The organism is Brevinematia bacterium (genome assembly GCA_039630355.1).
Classification (GTDB): domain Bacteria; phylum Spirochaetota; class Brevinematia; order DTOW01; family DTOW01; genus SKYB106.
The window spans coordinates 1-24,142 of sequence record JBCNVF010000010.1 but is presented as its reverse complement, the minus strand read 5'-3'; the positions used below and the strand labels follow the sequence as shown (position 1 = coordinate 24,142).

General features: G+C 37.0%; 18 protein-coding genes and 1 tRNA gene. 7 read left to right on the top strand and 12 right to left on the bottom strand.

Annotated elements, in window-relative coordinates; translation table 11 throughout:
• Positions 1 to 243 precede the first annotated feature (243 nt).
• Positions 244 to 675, top strand: a complete 432-nt coding sequence (locus ABDH28_00525) for a hypothetical protein (protein ID MEN2997514.1) — start codon at positions 244 to 246, stop codon at positions 673 to 675.
• Between the two features lie 8 nt (positions 676 to 683).
• A tRNA-Ala gene (locus ABDH28_00520) sits at positions 684 to 755 on the top strand.
• A gap of 22 nt (positions 756 to 777) precedes the next feature.
• Here ABDH28_00520 and ABDH28_00515 read toward each other — a convergent pair.
• Positions 778 to 1,623: a prephenate dehydrogenase gene (locus tag ABDH28_00515; protein ID MEN2997513.1), complete on the bottom strand. Its 846-nt coding sequence runs from the start codon at positions 1,621 to 1,623 to the stop codon at positions 778 to 780.
• 1 nt (position 1,624) lies between these two features.
• On the bottom strand, positions 1,625 to 2,266 hold the full coding sequence (gene pth, locus ABDH28_00510; protein ID MEN2997512.1) for an aminoacyl-tRNA hydrolase: 642 nt from the start codon (positions 2,264 to 2,266) through the stop codon (positions 1,625 to 1,627).
• Positions 2,267 to 2,397: 131 nt separating this feature from the next.
• On the opposite strand from pth, the gene ABDH28_00505 reads away from it, so the two are divergent.
• A complete protein-coding gene (locus ABDH28_00505; GenBank protein ID MEN2997511.1) occupies positions 2,398 to 5,235 on the top strand; it encodes an HD domain-containing phosphohydrolase in 2,838 nt (945 codons plus the stop codon).
• On the opposite strand, the gene ABDH28_00500 is transcribed toward ABDH28_00505, so the two are convergent.
• Together ABDH28_00500 and ABDH28_00495 are read right to left on the bottom strand one after the other, a co-directional pair.
• Entirely contained in the window at positions 5,236 to 6,558 is a 1,323-nt protein-coding gene (locus ABDH28_00500; protein ID MEN2997510.1) for a hypothetical protein, read from the bottom strand.
• Positions 6,559 to 6,570: 12 nt separating this feature from the next.
• Positions 6,571 to 7,494: a hypothetical protein gene (locus tag ABDH28_00495; GenBank protein MEN2997509.1), complete on the bottom strand. Its 924-nt coding sequence runs from the start codon at positions 7,492 to 7,494 to the stop codon at positions 6,571 to 6,573.
• 132 nt (positions 7,495 to 7,626) lie between these two features.
• Here ABDH28_00495 and clpX point away from each other — a divergent pair, with 132 nt between their 5' ends.
• From clpX to dapF, 3 genes are all read left to right on the top strand, one after another.
• Complete coding sequence (gene clpX, locus ABDH28_00490) at positions 7,627 to 8,907, top strand: ATP-dependent Clp protease ATP-binding subunit ClpX (protein MEN2997508.1); 1,281 nt, start codon at positions 7,627 to 7,629, stop codon at positions 8,905 to 8,907.
• A 25-nt stretch (positions 8,908 to 8,932) separates the two neighbouring features.
• Positions 8,933 to 9,781 (top strand): FAD-dependent thymidylate synthase, encoded by an 849-nt coding sequence (gene thyX / locus ABDH28_00485; protein ID MEN2997507.1) that lies wholly within the window; start codon positions 8,933 to 8,935, stop codon positions 9,779 to 9,781.
• A gap of 94 nt (positions 9,782 to 9,875) precedes the next feature.
• A complete protein-coding gene (gene dapF / locus ABDH28_00480; protein ID MEN2997506.1) occupies positions 9,876 to 10,739 on the top strand; it encodes a diaminopimelate epimerase in 864 nt (287 codons plus the stop codon).
• On the opposite strand, the gene ABDH28_00475 is transcribed toward dapF, so the two are convergent.
• Both ABDH28_00475 and ABDH28_00470 read right to left on the bottom strand, forming a co-directional pair.
• Complete coding sequence (locus tag ABDH28_00475) at positions 10,728 to 11,672, bottom strand: ROK family protein (protein ID MEN2997505.1); 945 nt, start codon at positions 11,670 to 11,672, stop codon at positions 10,728 to 10,730. The two genes, dapF and ABDH28_00475, sit on opposite strands and share 12 nt — an antisense overlap.
• 224 nt (positions 11,673 to 11,896) lie before the next feature.
• Positions 11,897 to 14,827 carry a hypothetical protein gene (locus ABDH28_00470; GenBank protein MEN2997504.1) on the bottom strand — a complete coding sequence of 977 codons (2,931 nt, stop codon included), beginning with the start codon at positions 14,825 to 14,827 and terminating at the stop codon, positions 11,897 to 11,899.
• A gap of 318 nt (positions 14,828 to 15,145) precedes the next feature.
• On the opposite strand from ABDH28_00470, the gene ABDH28_00465 reads away from it, so the two are divergent.
• Complete coding sequence (locus ABDH28_00465; GenBank protein ID MEN2997503.1) at positions 15,146 to 16,246, top strand: M20/M25/M40 family metallo-hydrolase; 1,101 nt, start codon at positions 15,146 to 15,148, stop codon at positions 16,244 to 16,246.
• Between the two features lie 2 nt (positions 16,247 to 16,248).
• Here the strand turns inward: ABDH28_00465 and ABDH28_00460 are convergent, their stop codons facing one another.
• The 6 genes from ABDH28_00460 to ABDH28_00435 all read right to left on the bottom strand — a co-directional run bounded on the left by ABDH28_00460 (position 16,249) and on the right by ABDH28_00435 (position 23,935).
• Positions 16,249 to 17,319 (bottom strand): branched-chain amino acid ABC transporter permease, encoded by a 1,071-nt coding sequence (locus ABDH28_00460; GenBank protein MEN2997502.1) that lies wholly within the window; start codon positions 17,317 to 17,319, stop codon positions 16,249 to 16,251.
• A gap of 12 nt (positions 17,320 to 17,331) precedes the next feature.
• Positions 17,332 to 19,269, bottom strand: coding sequence for a sigma-70 family RNA polymerase sigma factor (locus tag ABDH28_00455; GenBank protein MEN2997501.1), 1,938 nt, complete (start codon positions 19,267 to 19,269; stop codon positions 17,332 to 17,334).
• Between the two features lie 202 nt (positions 19,270 to 19,471).
• The gene (locus tag ABDH28_00450; GenBank protein ID MEN2997500.1) at positions 19,472 to 20,908 is read right to left on the bottom strand and encodes a hypothetical protein; all 1,437 of its coding nucleotides are present in this window, start codon (positions 20,906 to 20,908) and stop codon (positions 19,472 to 19,474) included.
• A gap of 200 nt (positions 20,909 to 21,108) precedes the next feature.
• Positions 21,109 to 21,864: a hypothetical protein gene (locus tag ABDH28_00445; protein MEN2997499.1), complete on the bottom strand. Its 756-nt coding sequence runs from the start codon at positions 21,862 to 21,864 to the stop codon at positions 21,109 to 21,111.
• 143 nt (positions 21,865 to 22,007) lie between these two features.
• The gene (locus ABDH28_00440) at positions 22,008 to 22,718 is read right to left on the bottom strand and encodes a TRAP transporter TatT component family protein (protein MEN2997498.1); all 711 of its coding nucleotides are present in this window, start codon (positions 22,716 to 22,718) and stop codon (positions 22,008 to 22,010) included.
• 161 nt (positions 22,719 to 22,879) lie between these two features.
• On the bottom strand, positions 22,880 to 23,935 hold the full coding sequence (locus ABDH28_00435) for a glycosyltransferase family 2 protein (GenBank protein ID MEN2997497.1): 1,056 nt from the start codon (positions 23,933 to 23,935) through the stop codon (positions 22,880 to 22,882).
• Positions 23,936 to 24,142 lie beyond the last annotated feature (207 nt).

Below are 24,142 nucleotides of genomic sequence, written 5' to 3'. Positions count from 1 at the left end.
CGCAGTTTCTGTCAGAATTGAGTAAACACTTCTTCTAACAAACACCTATGAGAGTTGGTGTGAAGTGAAATTTTGAGATCAAACGAGCACCATCTAGAACCGAAGGGAGTAAGTAAAAAGCTTGGAGTTTTGGTTACTCGCTTAATGGAAATTGGAATTCATTGAAACTATCTTTTTGAAACTCTTGCATAGAAACGGTTATAATTCTTGTAGAACTAACTTAAGGTTAAGGGGGTTTGTTTTGTGATCGGAGTAATTTTACTTTCACTTAGTGGAATAGTCTTTGGTCTCCTATCCGCCAGTGATCTAGTGAAAAAGATTATCAAGTCCGAAGGCTTTGAAAGATTCCTGAACAGGATCAGCAAATTTGATTTGATAATAGGTCCTTTAGGAATATTCGTTGGTATATGGAACCTATTTTCACCTAACTTTGGATTCAGAACTAACGTAACCGGTGCAGATCTCACCATTCTCGGAGCAACCATTCCTTCGGCTCTGATTACACTATCCGGGATTTCCATCTCACTGCACTACCTACTTCAAATTCTTAATATACCCACAGAAAAGAAGGACGAAATTCTAGCTATTAGAAACCAATATGCAGACTTGGTAGGAGTTTTGACTGTTATTTTTTCTTTGCTTCATCTAGTTACCTACCAAACTATACTACTGTAATACAATCTGGGGATGTAGCTCAGTGGGAGAGCACTGCTTTCGCACGGCAGGGGTCGGGGGTTCGAATCCCCTCATCTCCAGCTACCTCCTCCAACAAAAGTCTTACCTACAATCTAAACTTTCCCTAAACTTCTTTGCCCTATCCAAAACATCTTTTACATATTCCCAATCCTCAGAAGAGATATGATCCCTAATCTCGCTAGCTAGTTCTATAAACTTTTCTAGAACCTTCAGTATATTTGTCTTATTCATCTGAAATATTTCCACCCAGAGAGATGGATCACTTTTTGAAATCCTTGTGGTATCCAGCAAGCCCTTGCCAAAAACTCCATAGAATAAATTCTTCGCATACTCAGATTGAGAAAGAATATCAGATATTAGGAAAGAAACTATGTGGACAAAATGACTTGTCTCACTAACAATCATATCGTGAACTTCTGGGGGAAGAATTAAAACCTTCATCCCCAAAAAATTCCAAAACTCTGAAACAATTTTAACATTTTGTTCCGAGCTATTGAAAGGAGTTACTACACATACTGCATCTTCAAATATCTTAGGATCCGCATTCTCAACTCCTGATTTCTCGCTCCCCGCCATCGGGTGAGAACCTACAAACAAACTATCATCTATCTGCTTCACCACCCATTCCTTTACACTTCCTACATCGGTAACTACAGCATCACTTCTAAGAAAAGGTTTAATAGTTCTAAAAGCATTAGGAATAGCAGAAACTACAGTAGATATTACACAAAATTCAACCTCACTAAGAAACCCTAAATTTGAGTAATCGGCCACTACATCAACATATTTCTGAAAACCAGTTTTTAGCAAAGTTTCGGGATTTCTTGTTATACCAATAACTTTTGTTGTTGGAGATTTACTTTTTACTGCTAATGCTATACTACCACCTATTAGCCCCAGCCCCGCTATGGCAATTTTTCTAAACAAACTAGTCCTCCAGATTGAAGGAGAATAAATCTGAGGATTCTAGAATGTCTTCATAATCTTCTGGTTCAAGCCCGTTGAATTTGTTCATAGCGGAGTCTATCCCCTCAAACAAAATAACCTCTACCACCTTCTTGAAGACCTTTAAAGTCTTACTTAAGATCTGATACTCCTTAAGTGTTATATTCGACAAGACCCAATTCTCAAGAGGAACATACTCCGGTGGCTCACCTATACCTATCCTTATTCTTGGGAAAAGATCAGTTTTTAAATAGTACGCAACAGACTTTAAACCGTTATGTCCACCACTTGATCCTTCCTTCCTTATTCTGATCTTACCAACAGGAAGTGAAACATCATCACAAACCACTATTATGTCTTCGGGAGGTATTTTTAGAAAACTAGCAGTATACAACACAGGCTCTCCACTTATGTTCATATATGTCTGAGGCTTTAGCAGGGCAACCTTCTTATCCATTATCCTTGCAACACCAAGGGCACTCTTTTTCTTCTTCACATCAAACTTCACATTATACTCCCTAGCAAGAGCATCTATGGCCATAAAACCAATATTGTGCCTCGTATAAGCATACTGTGGACCTATATTCCCAAGCCCCACTATAAGCTTAGCAAAATTTTTAGCCATACTTACCCCCTGCAAAAAGACTCCAGAAATTATGTGTTAAATATATAAATATATTTCGTAAAATCAAGTGATGTAAAAATCTGTTGAAATACACAAAACAATTGATTATATTGTTATGGTGAGGTAAAGAGATGATAGAAACACACCTTCTATACTCACTTTTACTTTTCACTTCACTATCATTTTCTTTATTTGTTACTCTAACAGAGAAAGAAAAACCTATCAATCTCATTCAGTGGACATTGTTATCAGTAGTACTTCTCAGTTCTTTCCTAGCAAACCTGTTCCAACTCCTAGCCTTGGACTTAATGTTCATGACAACCTTTATCCTCCTGCTTCTCTTTCTCTCATCAATAATCGTAAACCTCAAGATCGTAGAATACCTTGACAACAAAAAGGGAAAGTCTAATATCCTCAGTCATCCAAAGCTGTTTATTCTTCTTCCAGTATTGTTTTCTTCTATAGCACTTATGGCCATTCTTATCACAAAAGGATCAGAAAAAATAGGATTTGGTACTACCTCCTTCATCAATATCATCTTATCTTTTGCAGTAATATCATTTCTCACACTCAGAAGGGAAATCACAACAATCAAAATTTTGGAAGAAACCAGCATTTCAATACCATTACTACTCTCTGTGTCTCTACTACTGATTAACGGCAGTAAAAATGTACAAGATATAACCCTACCTTTAACTCTAACTCCCTTACTTTATTCTGCAATCTCATTGATCTCCCCTTTCGCAAAAGCTCAAGAGACAAAGTTAAAAACCTTCGCATCATTTCTTAGTATAACATTTATCATCTTACCAAGTTTATACATCTTCATCGTTTCACTGATTAACTCAGAATTATTACAAGCTTCAATTCTACCAATCACTGGCTTTGTGTTTTTACTCTCCACTTTACTTAGCATAACATCCCATAAGTTGATAACAAGAAAGGTTAATGATATAACAATTAGCGTAATAAAGCATTATCTGAGCAATATAAAAGACAGTGAAATTCCCTCCCTAACGATAGGAACCATAGTAGATAAACTCCACACATCGGTAGAAAAATTTTTAGGTAAAAATACTATAGAAGTATTCACTTTCAACGAAACTGAAAAAACACTAAAATCAGTACTCCTTATTGACGAAAAGGGAAATACTATTATTAGAATCAAGCACCTAGGTATATCAGCGGAGGAGCTAAACACAATAACCTCAAAATCCAACAGATTCTTTACACCCCATGATACCGAACTACAAAGAATCCTTAATGATCTGGATGCTGACATAGTGATTCCAATAACCTATGGATATACCCTAAAGCTCATCGTGTCTATATCAACCCAGGATAAATTTGAGATGAACATATCCACAACTACCTTTATCTCAGAGATATTCCACCTACTCCTTTTAGAAACTCAAGCTACAATTACAAAGGGCCTCTTTAAAGGCTTGCGCCACAATGTCCTACTATTTGTAAAAGACCTAGGTGTGAAACAGACAATTACCTCCCTATTAGTAATGAATGACTACGAAACCTATGGTGTGAATACATTCGCCGAAGCTCTAAAGCTTTTAGAAAAAATAAATATAGACATGGTAATCTGCGATAATGAAGTTGACGATAAGGCTGGAATAAGCTTAATAAAGAATATAAAATCAGATCCCTTAAAAAGAAATATCTTCTGCGTGATTGGCTTTTACAAAGCCGATGAAAACAGTGCAAAAGAATTTCTAGAATCCCTTGCAGACTTACAAATCTTCTTCAAGAACGAATTTCACTATCTCAATGACACTATCTCCTTTATCACTTACAGCTTGATGGGTAGGAAAAAAATTGAAAACACCTTTAAGAGTATTATAACTCTTAGCTCCTCTTCTACACTTCTACTTAGTAAAATTCTAGGATATAAAAGCACTTCTTTTGACGAAATTGAGTTTGAGATTCTATCCAAGCTCTTTCTCCAACCGAATATCAATATCCCTTCCTTTTTGATTGTAGGTAAGATAAACAACACATTCATACATTCAAAGGTTTTCGCAATTTTGCGTGAAAGACAAGTAATTTTTGTTGATTCTCTGAATATTCCACTAGAGTTTTACTCTAGAAAGAAGTTTGGCAGAAACAAGGTGATGTGGTCCGACCATGTAACTGAAGGAATTCCCCCTTCAGAATTTTCCAAATCTTTTGCCAAAGAGATACTCCATATATCAAATGTGATCTACAACTTTCTAGCAATCTCAATAGAAGATTCAGTTCTGATAGGAATCAACTTTTTCTCTAAGATTTCCTCATGGGACATAGATTTAATGAGATCATTACTTGTGAACTATCTGCTAATAAAAGCAGTGTACGAGGAAGTAAAAGAAGTGGACAATGCTTTCATCTACACTATGCAATCTCTTGCAAGAGCAGCTGAAGAAATGGACGAAGAAACAGGTATGCATATATACAGAGTTGGAGAATACTCAAGAATCATATCTCGCTATTTGGGATTTAGTGAAGATTTTTCTAACTCAATATACTATGCCTCTCAGATGCATGATATAGGTAAACTCAAGATACCGAGAGAAATACTTCGCAAACCTGGCCCGCTAACTCCAGAAGAGTACGAGATTATGAAAGAGCATACCATAGCTGGTGCTCTAATATTAGGAGACCACCAAAAGCTAATTATGGCTAGAGACATAGCTTTAGGACATCATGAAAAATGGGACGGTAGTGGATACCCCTACGGACTTGAAAAAGATAAAACACCAATAAGTGCCAGAATAGTAAACTTAGTAGATATATACGATGCTTTGAGATCGCCAAGAACCTATAAACCCGCATTTGACCATGAAAGGGTTGTAGAAATAATAACAAAGGGTAACCACAGAACAAAACCTCATCATTTTGATCCTGACATACTCCAAGCTTTTACCGAAATACACCATAAGTTTAACGAAATATATGAAAAATATAAAGAACAATGATTATTCCTTCCTTTCTTTAAGTTTCTTAATTTCCTCTGCAGTGTATTCCGAAAGTTTCTCGTAAGCATCAATTATCTTGTCTCTTTCTATAAGCTCTCTTCTAGCTAGTTCTTCAACCACTTCATGTGCTTTAGCAAGTTCTCTAAGTTGTATCATTTCCCGCCTAGCTAATTCTTCTACTATCTCATGTGCTTGGATTATTCTATCCCTCTCAAGTAGTTCTTTTCTAGATAGATCCTCAACAACCTCATGTGCCAAGTTTAACTTATCTTTTTCAATAAGCTCCTGCCTTGCTAACTCCTCAACAATCTCATGAGCTTTTATAATCTTATCCATAGTTATCTTCTCTTCTCTCTCAAGCTCTTGCACACTGTCATACGCCTTTATGACTTTATCAAAAAATTCTCTATTTTTCATTATATAACTCTGAAGATTCTCATAAGCGGACAGTATGTTATAAAGTTCAATAAACTGCTTCCTTTTCACTTCATCAAGTATTTCATAAGCTTTGACTATATTATCCATTTCAATCTTTTCTTTTCTCATAAGCTCCTCTATAATTTCATGAGCTTCTATTATTTTCAAAGCTGTTGGGAGATCAATATTTCCAACCTTAGGAGAGGCAAGATACCACTTCTCTCTAACTAAGTTCCTTGCAACTGTCCTTATCTTTGACTCCTCAGATTTTGGAATAAGTCCAAGCTGTATTAGAGAGTTTACAAAAACTTCCAGTAGAAAGTTTGCCGTCTTAATTATTTCCTCCTTCTCTATTCTTGCATAATCCTCAAGACTTTCATAAGCTTTGAGTATATCTATCGTTTCCTTTCTCTCTTTCTGTGCAAGGTCAATTACACTTTCCTTAGCCTCAGATTCCTTCTTCAGGCTCATAATCTCCTGCCTTGCTAATTCCTCTGCAGCCTCAAAAGCCTGGATTATCTTGTCTCTATCCTTTATATCCTTTGTCATCATATCAGCCACTATTTCCATAGCTTTTATAACCTTATCCTTATCAAGCAGTTCCTTCCTAGCAAGCTCCTCTACAATCTCCCTCGCAAGTATTTCTCTCTTCGCTTGCTTAAGCTCTTCAGCACTCATTTCTATTACTTTTTCCTCAGCCTCAATTATCTCATCCCTCTCTCTAATCTCAGACTGCGTCAAAAGTTGAACCCTCTCCTGTGCCTCTATGGTTTTATATGCGTCTAAAAGCTCATTTCTACTTATTTCCGAGACAGCTTCATAAGCCCTCACAATTTTCTCAAGATCCTTTATGATCCTATCTTTCTCCTCCAACTGTTTCTTAAGACTCTCAATGTCCTCTTCCATATATTCTACCCCCTAGAACAATTCAAGTGGTTTGTTCACATCCTTCTTCAAAAAGGTATGAAATCTATTGCTAGCACCCTCAAAGAGATACTTTCTCAGCTTACTTACATCCTTTATGTTCCTTCCAGCAACACAGAAAAATATTGTATCCCCATGCTTGACCTTACCCCACTTAAATAACGCATTAAGGTCATGGATTTGCTCACCACCATGAAAAACCATAACCTTAAGGTGTGGATATTTAACATTGTAAGACTCTATTATATTTTTCCAAGCCTCCACATTTCCATTGTGGAAAAGCTCATTTGTAACCTCAACACCATATTTAGGGGTAACTTGAAATGACTCATCACTGATTTCTTCTTTAACTTCACTTGTCACTACTTCCTCAGCTCTCACTTTCCTATCCTTGCTCCTAAGAATAGTATCCGCATCTCCTATATCCCTACCCTCAAGAAGATCAATCATTAACTTTATCGCATTTTCTTCTATCTCAACTTTGTTAGGATCGTCGGAAATACACTTGACGTAAACTACAATAAGCTGATTCTTAACTAGAAAGCCAACCTTACTAAAGTGCCTTTTAACCTTAGGATTTATAGCCATACACCCAACAGTAGGATTATGATAGATTAAAACTATATCAACCTTATCCCACGAAAGAACAGTATTGACAATACTATCAAAGTCATCTATTCCCCTAGACAGATTGTGAGATTTATACCTATAGCCAAACTTTTGAGCAAGCAAGGCATAGGATATTGGAATTATCTGTATTGGCTCAATTTCACCATTATCCAAATACTCATTTATTGAATCCGCTGGATTTCTACCTGATTTTATTGCATTCATCACCCCACTGGTCTTATAAAAATGCCTAAGCGATCTATTAAACCCATCCACAGTTCCTAAAGAGAAAAGGTACCTATTAATCATACTTAATACCTCTACCCTACTCAATATAAATAATACAGAAAAGCCACATTGTTGTCAAGAAAAAACAAAAGAGAACCTATATTTGAATTACATATCAGTCTTAGTTATAATTATTGAAAAAGGAGAGAGTTTATGAGTAAAAGTTCCAAAAAAGAAACACTAACCTGTTCATTCTGTGGCAAAACCTCAGATATGTTGAGAATAATAAAAGGTGACAATGCAAATATATGCGAAGAATGCATAAGAGTATGCAACTTCATAATAGAGAATGAAAACAAGGCAGTCACTCCATCAAAGGTTATAAAAAGGCTTCTCAAACCCATTGAGATAAAGAAGATTCTTGACCAGTATGTGATAGGACAGGAACATGCGAAAAAAATACTCTCAGTTGCAGTGTATAATCACTACAAAAGGCTAATCTCCGAAGAAATAGGCTTTAGTGGTGAGGTAGAGATAGAGAAAAGCAATATAATGATGATAGGCCCTACGGGCAGTGGTAAAACATACATGGCTAAGATTTTAGCAAAGATCCTTGATGTTCCCTTTGCAATTGCTGATGCTACAACACTCACTGAAGCTGGATATGTAGGAGATGATGTAGAAAACGTGCTTTTAAGACTTATTTTAAACGCTGGTAACGGTGAAATTACCGATGAGGCGATAGAAAAAGCACAGATGGGAATTGTGTATATAGACGAGATTGATAAAATAGCGAGAAAAAGCGAGAGTCCATCAATCACAAGAGATGTCTCAGGAGAAGGAGTCCAGCAGGCACTACTTAAGCTAATGGAGGGAACTATAGCATCAGTCCCCCCACAAGGTGGTAGAAAACACCCCAACCAAAAAGTAATATACGTTGATACTAGAAACATACTCTTCATAGTAGGAGGAGCATTCATAGGGCTTGAGGATATAATAATGAGAAGGCTAGGTAGAAACAAGATAGGATTCGTCAATGAGGGTAAAACCGAAAAAGTCCGAAAAGAAAATGTCCTAAGACACGTTCTACCAGAGGATCTCGTGAAGTTTGGTATGATTCCAGAATTTATCGGCAGAACCCCCATAGTAGCAGTATTTGATGAATTAACCGATGAAGAACTTAGAAGAATACTAACCGAACCTAAGAACGCAATAATAAAGCAATACCAGAAACTATTTGAGTACGAAGGAGTAGATCTAGTATTCACAAACGAAGCTCTAGACGAAATCGTAAAGCTCGCAAAAGAGAGAAAAACAGGAGCCAGAGGACTAAGAAGCATAATAGAAGACATTATGCTAAACATAATGTTTGAAATCCCTTCAATGCAGGGAGTAAAAGAATGCGTAGTAGACGCAGATGTTGTACTGAAAAGGAAAAATCCAAAGATCGTCTTCCACAAAGAAGAACCAAGATCAAAAGCTAAATCTGCCTAGAATTAAAAAACATCGGAGGAATGTAATGGAAGTAAAACTAATAGACTATTCCTCCTACCCTCTTGAAAAGCTATATGTAGCGTTTAGAACATGTTACTCCTCAAAGACTCCTATTGAAATATGGGAGGAAGTTACATCAAACGCAATACCTAAGGAGAAGATAGCCTCCTTTGTCAACGAAAGGCTGAAAACAGGACACTATTCACCACTTGAGCAAATAGTATTCTGGTTCGCAGTTGCTGGAATATCAAGAAGTTGTTCACATCAGCTTGTAAGGCACCACATTGGCATAAGTTTTGAACAACAATCTCAGCGATACGTCAAATACAAAGAAGACAGATTAGAGTTTATAACACCATCAACAATAGCCTCAAATCCTGAACTTTATGAGAAATATCAAAACCTTATGAAAGAAATAAGTGATTTCTATCAGCTTGCCATTAGTAAAGGTATTCCAGCAGAGGATGCAAGATTTGTCCTACCCAACGCCACACCAACTAACTTCCACATACTCGTCAACTTCAGAGAACTACAACATATAGCAGACCTAAGACTTTGCACAAGAGCTCAATGGGAAATTAGACAACTCTTAGCAAAGATGAGAAGTGAGGTAATGAAAGTTATTCCAGAACTAGGTAAACTCTTACAGCCTAAATGCGGTGAATACAGACTTGGTTACTGCGACGAGGAATACAAAGAATATGTCAAATGTCCTTTAGCAAAAGTAAGGCCCCACAAAGAGGACTTGTTTAAAATATATGAAGATCATGCAAAACTTTCCAAAACCCACACTCTCAGAGCCCAACCTCTTTCTGAAAAGGAGTTTGAGATCATAGAAGACAAACTAAATCCAGCAGACAGAGATACCTACTGAAACCAGTAGGAGAACTTATAAATCGCTATGTTAGCTGAAACTAAACTAAGTAGTAACACTAACAAACACTTCAATCAATAAAAGGAGGTAAGCCATGATAGAGTTTTCAAAAGCGGAAGCATTAGGAAACGATTACATTCTACTTGACCTCTTCAAACATAGAGAGTATGAGCTCTTCGTTGGGAAGATGAACAAACTTAGCCCAGTGTTGTCCAACAGGAATTTTGGTATAGGTGGTGACGGTGTTATACTAATAATACCAAACGACGAATACGACTGTGAGATGAGAATATTTAATGCAGATGGAAGTGAAGCAGAGATGTGTGGTAACGGTATAAGGCAAGTTGCTAGATACTTTTACGAAAATATCCAGAAAAAGAATGTTATAAAAGTTCTCACCAAAGCTGGAGTTAAGACAGTTGAAGTTATAGATGGAGAAGAATTTCTCTTTAAAGTTGATATGGGAACACCAATTTTCAACTCTGTAAGCATACCTATCAACACCTCCCTTCTTCCCAGAGATAAAATAATAGACGAAGAGTTTGACTTTGGTTTTGACAAATTCAAAATAAACCTTGTTTCCATGGGAAATCCACACTGCGTAATATTCACAGAAAATCTTTCAGATCTCAACCTAGAGGAAATAGGCCCTAGGATAGAAAAACACCCTCTGTTTCCAAATAGGACCAATGTAGAGTTTGTCAGAATCGTAAGTAACGATGAAATAGCCATGAGAGTATGGGAAAGAGGTAGCGGAGAGACAATGGCTTGTGGCACTGGAGCTTGTGCTTCAGCGGCAGTAGCATTCACAAACAAACTTGTGACCAGTAAGAAGATAAAGGTCCACCTACTAGGTGGTAACCTTATAGTAGAACTAGGAGATGACAATAACATCTACTTGGTAGGAGGAGCTAATATTGTATTTCACGGTATCTTTTTAAAAGAGTTAGCTCTTTAAACCTTCAAACTCAATTTTAGCAAGCCCTGCAGCACCTAACATACCAGCATTACCCCCAAATTTTGACAGAACTATTTCCAGCTCCTCCCTCAAAGGTGGCATAATATTATCAAAGGCTATCTTCCTAACAGGCTCTATAAGAAAGTTTCCAGCCAACGAAACCCCACCTCCTATCACCACCATCTCAGGGTTTAGCACATTAACCAATGACGCTATCCCAAGCCCTAAGTAGAAAAACATATTTTGAACCAAAAAGTTACAAAACTCATCTCCATCCTTTGCTAGTTCAAAAATCGTTTTTGCATCTATCTTATCATCTGGGAACTCTCTCAGCCTAGTGACAATATCTCTTTTTTTGTAAGAAAGAGCGTTTCTTATGAGTGCAGTTGCGGACCCATACGCTTCCCAACAACCAAACTTTCCACAGTTACACTGCAGTCCATTTGGAACAACAGTCATATGCCCTACCTCACCAGCGTAGTTTTTCACACCCCTGTATAGTTTACCATCAATGACAATTCCTCCCCCAATTCCTGTGCCTAATGTTACTCCTACAACAAATCTTCTACCCTTTGCAACTCCAAAAACTACCTCTCCCAGAGCAAAATTATTAGCATCATTGTCCACAAAGACAGGTTTACCAAACTCTTTCTTCAATTCATCAGCAACACTTATATTCTTAGCACCAGGAATAGCAGGCATTTCTCTTATCAATCCTTTCTTGAAATCAACAGGACCTGGTACTCCTACACCAATCGCGTTTACTTGACCATCCTTAAGCAAATTTGCTATAACTTTCTTAATGTTTGCTATAACTCTCTCCCACCCTAAATTTGCCTCAGTCGGAATCATGAGACTTGATATTATCTTACCATCATCATCAACAAGCCCAGCCTTTATATTCGTTCCCCCTAGATCAACACCCACATACATAAACCACTCCTTCGCTAAATTTTAAACACATAAAACCCTACCATTCAAATCCGAGGTTTGGTCACCCTCCCGAGAAAGTATCCAAAATATCATTCTTTATACTCATTTGCTTTCCAAGCTTCTTATCTCTCCACCAATAAGACCCACAGTTACCAAATAGGAGCTATAGGGAAATTGGAAGGTTCATTGAAACCTTCAGCTTACTTCCAAATACCGCAACTTCCTCAAAACTCATACCCTATCTGAAAATAAGTTTTCCAATTCTGATAATCCAAAAGTCTTCTTCCATCAAACGGAGAAGCAAAATCAAACTTCAGTTTAAAACCCACACCTAGAAGAACGCTTATCCCAATACCAACACCAACCTTGAGATCCCTGAGCTTGAACAACCCTTCCTTTTCATCAAAATATGTTAATTGCCACTTCAGAGGATCATCTCCAATAATTCCCGCATCCACAAACACACTCGCAAACACTGGGGGAAAGGAAAAACCAAAAGGCCCATACAATGCCCTTATTAAAGCTATTCTTAGCTCAAGGTTTGAGAGAAGAAAAGAAGTAGTTCTAAACTCTCCAAACTCATAACCCCTTATAGTGCCCACCCCACCAAGATAGAATTCCATATCCTTAGCAGACTGCCCAACCTTACCTCCTCCAACAATCCTAAACGCTAATGTGTCAACAAGAGTGATCATAAAGTAGCTTCTAAAATCACCCACAAAGGAAAAAAAGCTTCTATCACCTTCTACCAGAAATGGATAGTAGGAGAATTTAACTTGAGCCCTTATTCCATTAACTGGGCCAACAACTGTCCACAACGTAGAATCATAAGAATAGAGTAGTGAGATCTCGTTAAGAGAATATAGCTTCCTTGAATGATACCTAAATAAACCATAATCAAACTCAGGAATACCAAAATACTCTGCTCTTTCCAAAATTAAGTCAGCTCTAGAAAATGTAGAAAACGGATACGACACAAACCCAAAAATACCCGCTTTTGAGTAGTAGTTATGCTCAACTTCGTAAAACACAGAAGGCAAATAGAAAAAGTTCATAAGGGAAAATAGGTAGTTTCTAAGATTATAAACCTCAAAACCGAAGTCAAAATAATATTTGTAATTGGCATAGGATAAAAGGTAGTTCATCTCAGTAAAACTGAATGTTTCAAACCCCCCAACATAAGTGTTGTTAAACATAAAAGACAATCTCTGATCACCTAAAAGGTCACTAAAGCTAAGCCCCAAAAGCAGTATAAAGCCTAGGTCCGAACTCAAAGTTAAAGCCCCAGTTATATAGTCAACAGTAGGAATGATAAAATACCTTGAAGCCTCCCTATAGTCTATTTCCACTATCCTTGAACTCTCAAAGCTAAAGTTGCTCAGATCTGACTGAGAAATTTCCAGATGATTAGTTATAATCTCACCACCTAAGTTAGACATACTAAACTCTTTCTCATACAAGTTATAAGTAAGATTATCAACCGAAGAGAAGATTATCTTTGTTGAAGAAATATCTAACTTAGGAGAAAATGCACCAGTCACAATCTTAGAAAACCTTCTTATACTTAGCTCCTCAAAGCTGTAAACAAATATATTTCTAACTCCATCAATAGTTGAAACAAAAACTAAATATTTGCCGTCAACTGAGAGAAAAGGATTCTGCTCCTCACCTCCTATGTCTATAAACTTCTCCATCTTACCCGTATCTACCTCAATTCTGTAGATATCAGTATCTTGTGAGAATATACTTGACTTATTTCTTGACGTAACAAAGTATATATACTTGCCGTCACTTGAGATCCTAGGCTCAGAATCATAGAATAGATCATCTGTCAGTCTTCTCAGCTCCCTTGTATCAAGGTTGTATAGATATATATCTTCCTTATTTCCATCAAATCCCGAAAAAGTCACAAGCTTCCCATCTACAGAAACATCTGGCGAAGATATTATCCTTATCCCATCAAACCCTATCTGAAAAGTAGTGTTATTGGAGAGATAATATACGTTTATAGCATCCTTACCACCAGATTTAGACACAAAAACCACAACACCATTAGTAGATGCAGAAATATTATTCCTGCTTATGTGAAATTCAAGATAGTTTTCATTAAACCCTCCTATGACTAAAGTCTTAACCACCTTCCTTTGATTAATATCGTAAAGAACCACCTTTGGATATATATCCTTGTATGTCAAGAAGGCAACAAGATTCGTGGAGACAAAGGTAGGAATAAATTTACTATAAGTTTCTTCACCATAAGCCTCAGAGGTAATTGATCTTGCGAACCTGCTAACTTCGTCATAAGAAGAAAGCAAAGATAGGTATTTTTTTCTAGTCTCATAGACAAAAGATTTCTCAATATCTTTTAGTTCAATTCCAGTTTCAGCCTTGAATGGATCTTTAGAACCTGTCAAATAAGCCTTGAAAATTTTGTAAACTACTGGTTTTCCAAACCTATCTCCAACATACTTCAAAAAAGCTTGTCCTTGTTTATACACAAGGTAATACTCTTTCGGAGAGAGCTTATTTATATCCGAGAGCCTGCTTAGGGGAACTATCATGTTGTTTATCGTCACATCTCTAATAATCTCTTCGGAAGAAAAATCCCAGTCAGCAGAATAATACTCCGCCATACCTTCAATGAACCACAATGGTATTGAAACATCAAAGTTTCTCAGAAATCTCCTAAATTGCGGTGACTTCAGCGAATCAAACTGATAGGCATGCACCATCTCATGCTTGAGAATCCTCCTAAAAAACCCCCAGTTGCCATTTAGTGGTATAACAACTCTATTCTTCAAACCTTCAGTAAACCCGCCAATCCCCTCGTCTATGAAATTATCAGATATATTATTCGCTTGGAAATCAATCTGGTTAGGGAAAATTATAACCGGAAATACCTCATTAAGATCCTTCAATGTTAAACCCCTTAGTTCTTCATCAGCATCTTTCACAGCCCTCATAAGAAGCTTTGAAAGATTAGTCTGAGTAATATCTATAAACAACTTATAGTTCCCCAGATCGTAAATATACCAGTCATGGATCTGATGATTAACCTTGTTCTTACCAAACCCGAAAACATCTACATTACTGAAGAGCAAGACAACCAAACCCAGAATTATGTTAAAAGTGATACTAAATACCCCACCTTTCACAAAATAAAATTATAATAAAGGATCTGTTGGAAATCAATTTTGATACCTACTTCCAAATTCCCTAACAACAAAGTCCAAAATTTAACAATTAGGATAGTTTCTCTTTTATTTCTCTCGCAGTCCCTGACGGGACTGGGTAAGTATCTTCCAAGAGACTTAGTATGAAGTGAAGTTTCGTAATTGAACGAACGCTGTCTAGAACCGAGGGAAATAAGTAAACGAAAAGTTTAGAATTCTGATCACTCAAATTGGAATTTATTGATCCTCTAAGCAATTGCTTGAAATCAAAACGAATGAAAATCCATAATATTTTTCAATATGGACACAAGAAGAATCCTAAACAACTTCATAGAACTAATAAAGATATATAGTCCTTCACTTATGGAAGATTTCGTTTTTGAGTATCTCTCAAAGAAATTCAGAGAGCTAGGAGTAGTATCCGAGATTCAGATCAATGGAAAGGTAAAGAACATGATAGCATTTGTGGAAGGTAATGACAAAAGCAGAGATGCTATATTCTTCTGTGCTCATGCGGATACAGTAGAACCTAGTAAAGACATAAATCCAATAGTTGACGAGGAGAATGGAATAATAAAATCTGACGGTAAAACAATCTTGGGAGCAGACGATAAAGCTGGAATAACAGCAATGCTGGAATTATTATACCATATTAAGGAAGAAGCTCATGCTAAGTTCGGAGATATATACCTGATAATAACTTCAGGTGAAGAGATAGGACTAATTGGTGCGAGACATCTTGATACGTCGGTAATAAAAGCTAAATATGGCTACTGCTTAGACTCACACGGCGATGTAGGAACAGCAATAACTAAAGGCGTAATACACTATAGGTTCAAAGTGGAATGTATTGGCAAATCCTCACACGCTGGTATAGAACCTGAAAAAGGAATAAACTCCATAAAGATGTCCGCGTACATTATTGACAGATTACCTTCAGGCTCTCTAGACGAAGATACTGTGATCAACATAGGTGAGATAAAGGGCGGTAAAGCCACAAATATTGTTCCAGAGTACACAGTATTTGAGGGAGAGGTAAGAAGTTTTAAGCAAAGTAAAATAGAGAAAGAACTTGACAGAATAAAGGAAATATCCTTGGAAGCTAAGAAGAAATTTGGTGGCGAAGTAAAGATAGAAACAGAGAAACTATATGAAGGCTACGATATTCCCGAACACTCTCCTTCTGTTAAGAGGTTCGTTGACACCTGCTATAAGATTGGCATAAAACCCGTCTTAACTGTAACAAAGGGCGGTAGCGATGCCAATATCCTAAACGCAAAAAATCTGGAGACTCTGAATATATCTTGTGGCATGAGGAACCCACATTCTACCGAAGAGTTCATACTCATAAAGGACCTTATAGATATTACTAAACTTGTAATATCCCTAGCTACATCTTAAGCTTACTTTCTCTCTAAATCAAACAGAGACTGATCCTCCTCCTCTCTGATTTTTGCATCTTCAGGCTTTAACTCTATCTTTCTTCTCTCAGAAGGTATAATTCCCTGAGGTCTGAAGATAACCATAATCAGCATAAGAAGCCCAAATACCAACATTCTATACTCTGTAAGTTGCGAGCCTAGAACATCCCTAAGTAGCTCGGGAACACCGTAAAAAAGAATAGCGCCAACCACAACCCCAGGAATACTACCAATGCCACCAATAACCACTATAGCTACAAGCAGTATAGAATCCCAAAACTGTATTAAATTTGGTGTAATATACCCAACCTTGTGAGTATAGATTATCCCAGCAACTGCTCCAAAGATGCCACTTATCACGAAAATAAATAGTTTTAACTTAGCAACATTAACACCCATAAGAGCAGAGGCTATCTCATCCTCCCTTATAGCAACCAAAGCTCTACCAATTTTAGAGTTCTCAATTCTGTATGACACTAGGATACCTAATCCTATCATAATCAGTGTAAATATGTATACTTCCAGACTAGATTTGAGAGAATACACTACCAAGTTAATACTCTCAATAGTTTGCCCTACTCTTGGTAGGCCTCTAGGACCGTTCGTCAATGCATCCCAATTGTTAGCAACTAGCCTAACTATTTCACCAAAACCAAGAGTAGCTATTGCTAAGTAATCTCCTCTAAGTCTTATTACTGGCAGTCCTATCAGTAGCCTGAAGATCAAAACCGCAAGAATTGCAAAAGTCGCAGATAACAAGAAAGGAACTCCGCTTGTATTGAGTATAGCAGTGGTATAACAAGCAACTCCAAAAACTCCAATGAATCCAAGATCTAACAACCCAGTATACCCTATCACCAAGTTTAACCCAAGCGCCAGAAGAAGATAAACCCCCACTCTTATAGCAACATCAAGATAATACGAAGTCGCACCACCCGTAAGAGCATAGTGCACTATTGGAATAAACATAATGAGTAATATTACTAAGTAGGTTATAGTCTTTACCTTATCTTGCTCCCAAAAGCCAATAACCCCCTGTATTAACGCCTTCATATCCTAACTTTACTACATATCAAAGTATTCCTTAAGCATGTTCCTTATCTCAGGACTTTTCAGTTTCCTCAGAGCTTTCGTCTCAATCTGCCTTATCCTTTCACGAGTTACCTTGAATATATAGCCTACTTCCTCAAGAGTATGGACATATCCATCCTCAAGCCCAAACCTCATTTTAAGAACTTTCTGTTCCCTCTTAGGTAGCGTAGAAAGCACCTGTTCTATAACCTCTGAAAGGAGATTATTCATCGTCTTAGTATAAGGATTAACAGATTTAACATCCTCAATGAAATCCCCAACACTTGCATCATCATTTCTTGTAGTAGGACTGTCAAGTGAAATCGGATCCTTCATAGAGTTAAGAATTTGAGCAATCCTAGCTTCAGATATTCCCATCCTCTCAGCTATTTCATGCATCAATGGTTGTCTACCCAATTCCTCCATCAGCTCCCTCTCTGTCTTCTTTATCTCATTTACATACTCTATAAGATGTATTGGAATCCTAATAGTCCTGGATTGTTCAGAAATAGACCTAGTTATGGCCTGCTTTATCCACCAAGTAGCATAAGTGGAAAACTTAAATCCCTTCTTGTATTCAAATTTTTCAACAGCCTTCATCAAACCTATATTACCTTCCTGGATCAAGTCAAAAAGAGAAAGCCCCTTATTAACATACTTCTTAGCAATAGAGATAACCAACCTAAGATTTGCTTCTATCAGCTTATGTTTAGCAACCTCTATCTTGTTTCTAGCCTCAACTACCCTCCTATACCAATCTTCCAATAGAGAGAGATCGGTTATATTCAATTGTCTCTTGATTTTATTGATAGCAAGCTTAGCTCTCTTTATCCTAGCTATATCGGTTATAAGGTCATCATCTGTAAGTTCAGCCTCATAAAGGAAATAGTCATCCATATACTTAAGATCCTCCATCTGTTCTATCTCATCCACAGACTTACCATATTTAAGCTCTATGTCACTAAGAATCTTAAGGTTGGATTTCATCTCATTATACAAGTCTACTATCCTATCTGCACTTCTCTTTATAAGTTCCATATTCAGGTTAAGGTCTCGTATCTCATCAAGTAGCACTTTCCTAACTTCATTAACCTCATCTACCGGTACTACATCCATAGAATATTGATCATGGATCGTCTTTATCTTCTTTAACCCCCAAGTTACTACTTCTCTAAGATTCTTTATTCTGTCAGAAAGGGCTTTCCTATCCTTTGGTGAGAAGCTGTAAATTCTGGGAAGCGACAAAACCTCATACAACTTACTCCTACTCTCCTTCGCCCTATCCAGAGCTCTCTTTACCTCAAATATTATAACCCCAGATTCGTTAGCAACCCTATATATCTCCTGATTACCCTCCTCCATCTGCTTAGTAAGTTCTATCTCCTCCTCGTGAGTTAAAAGCCTATGACTTATCTTCTTCATATAGATCCTCAGAGGATTATCATTTGCAGGGAATCCATCAAGATTTATAAGCTTAGTGTCAATATCTTCATCTTGCTTAACTTCCTCAATTATTTCAATACCCATCTTCTGAAGAATCATGAACAAGTATTCTATCTTCTCGGGATCAAACTCTTCCGGCAGTAAATCGTTGATCTCATCATAAGAAATCCTACCCCTAATTGATGCGATGGAAATAACTTTCTTAACAGCAGGAATACTCATTATCTCTTTCTCTATATCAACATCCTCTTCCTCTTCCTCACCCTGATTCCCAACTTCAGAGTGACTTACCTCCTCCACATCATCCTCAGAAATCTCACCCTCATCCTCACCATACAAACCCTCATCAACATCATCCTGCTCTTCAGAGTCACTATCAATACTATCTAACTCACCAATAGCATCCCCACACTCTGATTCTTCAACAAAATGAAATCCTTCTAACTCTTCACCAAATTCATTCTCTTTCCTTTTAGCCTTGTAACCCATAAAACCTCCTAGAAACTAAAAATATAAAAACTTGCAAAAATCCACAACTAAGTCCAAATTGTAAAAATTTACCAGATTTTCACTCCTATGTATAAACAGAGAACCCAAAGTACTCCCTGCGAAGGACTTTCCACTAGCAGAAAACATAAGTTAGTGAGAAAAATAACTCTATATAATATATACAAGAAAATATACAAAAATCCTAAGGTTTCGTCAAGAGTCTCAACTTTTCTTTCTCTACCTCAATCTGCGCCCTTATAAGGTTAACTTTCTCCTTCACTAATGCTCTCTCCTCAGGAGTCCTTGTTAGATGGTAGGTGGATAAAAGGTAGTCAATCTCTCTGTTCAACTTCTCTATAATCCCTCTAAGCCTACTAACTTCATCAACAGGCACATACTCGGATAAGTTTGTAATGTAAGTGACATTAGTAAAGAAATTTGTAAAGAAGTTGGTGTAGTAATTGGTGATAGTAAGAACATTTGTTGTGCCAAAATTTGTAACAACTTCCGTCTGTTTTACACCTAACTCCTTAAGCTCAACCCTTTGTTCCTTCGTTTCAAAAGAAACCCTGAACTTTCTAAATACCTCTCCCTCAAAATTCGTAGACACTGCAACTCCTGAAATTTTTGCCTTAACCTCATATTCTCCCTCAGCTAAACCCGTCTGAGGAAATATACTCCAAGAAAAAGCCACAGAATCTCCTATCTTTAGATTACTCAATGAAACATAATTCAAGTTAGTGATGTAAAAGTGGTTAGTGTTAATATCTATTCTGACTAGTAAATCTCTTATGTCAACCCCAAGTGTATTCTCAATAGTTACTGATGCTGTGAAAGGAAAGCTCTTAACAACCTCCGGAGTAGTAAGAGACACAGAGAAATTATCAAACTTTCTAAGAGTATCTCCATAGATCCCATACATAGTTGAGTAAAGTGTTAACTCCTGAGGTTTAAGCTTTGCCTCTTTGAAATACACTGCAACTGCACTATCTCTTCCGCCAAAGAGCCCACCTCCAAAACTCGCCCCTACTTCCGGCACATAAAACCACTTATCCCTATCCAATTTACGCCAATTTGCAAAAACTAACATTGCAGGAGTAGAAACACCCTCTATGCCACTAACTATTCCCATAGTTCTAACTTTTGGGTTTTTAATAGAATCAAAAGAATACCAGATATACGGCATATTCCCCTCGTAAAATACTGTCTCTCTGTCAATCTTTCCAAAAAATGGCACAAAAAATGGAGCTTCATCACCTTCCCCTAAAATAGTATCAAGTAACAGTCTTACGGAAATTTTATGTTCCCTCTTATCTTCGTTAACTATTACATAACTTACCCTAACCATATCGTCCCTTAGAGTGAACGGATTTGTTACTATCTCTATCACCTGCAACATCTTGATTTTGTCAAATTTCTTAGGCCTCCATGTCCACACAAGCTTGTTTTTTGAAATACCTGGCCTATTTTCAAAATACCCATCATCAGTTCCTACTGCAAACCCTTCCTCATCAACCATCAAACTCGGATAAGTAGTAGGAGGCATTTTCTCAAACAACATTCTCTTCCTATCATCATTCGGATTATCAGGATCACCTAAAAGAGTTGCTACATAAAACCTACCACTTGAATTATCCATCACAACCTCAACATACTTTGAAGCAATAGAAATTTGGGCAAACAAGTCACAGTAAGAACCGAGAAAAAGTAGCAAAAAAACAACTATGTAACCTATTAACCTTCTACTAACCAACACCCTTAATTTTCGGAAGAAGGGACTTTTTACCCTAAAGCCCCCTGAAACCACTTGCAAAAAATTCTACTTAGAGCAATAGAAAACTACCAAGGAATAACCTTTAGAGTGAAAGCTATTCCAAAGTCTCTAGCATTTGCAATACCTTTAGCAAACTCATTCTGCAAATAGAAATTATCTCCCAGCTTTGCACCAAAAAATACACTCACCCCAGCTTCTCCCTCAATGAGCCTAGAACCAAATGTTGAGCCATTCTGAGCACTTTGATACTCGGCACCTAAACCAACTAAAGCACTATTTCCTATGAGATAAAACAAACCAACATGCCCACCAAGACTATACTCTATCACCTCTTTCTCAAGATCCGCAAGTGTGAAAACAGGATGAACAACACCAACCACAGATCCAACATAAAATATTCCAGGCACCGAAAACTCAAATGTCATATCTCTACCAAATATAGCTTGATGATGCTCCAAAATAACATCAACTGTAAACCTGTCAGCAAAAGGTAAAACCTGTGACAGGAGATTATAGACAAGCCTTATTCCAAAACCCTCCACTTCCAATACCTCAGTTCTCGTAATCTCCTTACTTGCAATCCCCAGTTGCAAAGATAAACCATCAGTAATACCATAAAAAAAGTTAAGATTAGCAAAGAAGGTATCGTTTTCTGGTAAAACCACACTGTTTCCAGAATACTCAAGAAGAACATCACTTACGAATTTACCTTTTGGGTAAACCATAGAATATTTGTTAAGAAACAAGTATGTATCAAAGCAAGCTTCTCCACCTCCTACAGCTAAGACAATCACAGACAGAGCAAAAATCAATCTTTTCATATATTCCTCCTTCTAAACTTTTTAATTGATTCCATAACTTCGTTTCCACAAATATTACAATTCCTATAAAAATTATAGCCTTTACTTCCCGAGAACCAGTGGAAACAACCTTCTAGCAGAAATTCAACAAACAAGCTGAAGCACTACTTTTCAGCTTTAACTTTCTCTAACAGCTCTTTCAAGAGTTTCACTTCATACTCATCAACAACGGACTCATTGGAAGGAGGAAGCGAAAGCCCTTTTTCAATAAGCTCTCTTGCTTTCCTATATTCACCCTTGCTTATTAGAAACTCAGAGTAATACCTGTATGCTGTCCTATTTGGGTATTTTATAGCCATCTCAAAATCCTTCACTGCCTTATCCGCATCTCCTATACTTATAGGCCAACCAGGTGCTTTCGCATATACTCTGCCTCTAACTATGTAACCTGCACCATCTCTAAAAGAAGGGTTCTTCTTTATAACCTTTGTCATAAGGTCAACTATAGGACCCGCAAGAGCTAAGCTATTCATCACACCCCTTTCTTCAGCCCATGATCCATAAGCTACACCAAGAAAATAGTTCCCCTCAACTCCATCAGGATTAACCTTTACCGCATATTCACCAGCATTTTTAGCTTCTTCAAATATTGCCTCTCTGGATCTTTTATCTTTTACAAAATAAAACCCATAAAACCTAGCAAAAGCACAAAGTTTCCACGCATTCTCGTAGTTTTTATCCTTTGCAAAAGCCTCCTTGTAATGCTCATATAAGCTTTTTGCATCTTCTTTGGTTCTTATATCCTTAAAAATCTCCGGCATTGCAAAAGCCGGCAAAAGCAAAATGAGCACAACCATCAAAACATACCTTCTCATACTAAACCTCCCTAAAAAACCAATCTACCTGAGGTCAAGTCCCACTAATAATCAAGTATTATTATCTCAAACTACTGCTTCTAATGTAAAATTATACCCACAAATTACAACAAAATCCAATTACAACTGAGAGTAACCTTTTTTAATAAAGTTCAAGTACTTTATTTCATAAACTTAGATGCAGACTTTCCATAAGGTATCATCTTCGGTCTTATACCAAGTAACTTCAAAATCATATGATAAACTATCATTATTGCGGTATATAAGGTTAAAAATGGATGCAAAAGAAATACAAACTTTCTATGTTTCATAGAGAGTAATATACCATCAATTAACGGAGCTAAAACTGAAAACGAATATGGCAAAAATAATATCTTCCTTAGCTTTCTTAAGCCCGATAAAAACTCTTCTCTATTTGAGAAACCAGTTCCTGGTATTTCTTTGTAGTGAACATTAACCATAACCTTCCATCTCAGTTTTGACAGATATCTACCAAGAGTTGCCGATGAATAGTGTATCACATACTGACTCCTTACGACTCCTATACTGTAAGCTGACTTAGAATAAAGATAGAACACCTTAGGCACAAACGTGTAATCTTGCAACTGTCCCTTCAGCAGTTCAACCAATGAATCCTTCTCAACACAGTTAGAAGCATTCAGATCTATCAATAGCGAATTGTCTTTCGAAAGCTTAGTTTTGTCAAGAATTATCAGATCACCATCTACCAAACCACTATATCGGTTTTCAACAAGTTCCACAAAAGATTTGTAATTCTTCAGTTGATAAACATACGAAGAGAAAGGATCACCGAGGAGGTTTATGTAACAATTAATAGGATTGAAATTATCTGGCGTGATATATCCTCCCGACAAGATCATTTTCAAATTTTTATACTTCTCAAAGAAATTTAACCTCTCCTCAAAGGTCCTAGCACTGCATATAACTTCATCAGAGTCCAAAAAAACCAAGTACTTACCTGTTGATTTCTGAATACCTATATGCTTTGCGTATTCTTGCTGGAAGAGTTCATTGTCTAACACAATCGCTCCATACTCTTTAGCTATTTCGACAGTTTTGTCAGTAGATCCACCATCAACCACTAGTATTTCTATGTTTTCTCTACCAATAGTCTGACTAATCACAGAAGATAAGCATATCTCCAAAGTTGATTGAGAATTTAGAGTAGGTATTATCACAGAAAATATCTTACTCATAACTAAATGCCTTTACTCTTAATTAAGAAATCTAAGGCATCGTTTACACCAAAGTCAAATTGCAACTCTATCCATAAAACTCCCTAATTTTTCTCTCAACAAACTCCTTAAATCTTTCCTTAAATTTGCTGGTAGAGAACCTTTCCGAATTTTTCCTTATTTCTAGAGAATCTAGCTTATCCTGTATCTTTTCAAATCTTGTTATAC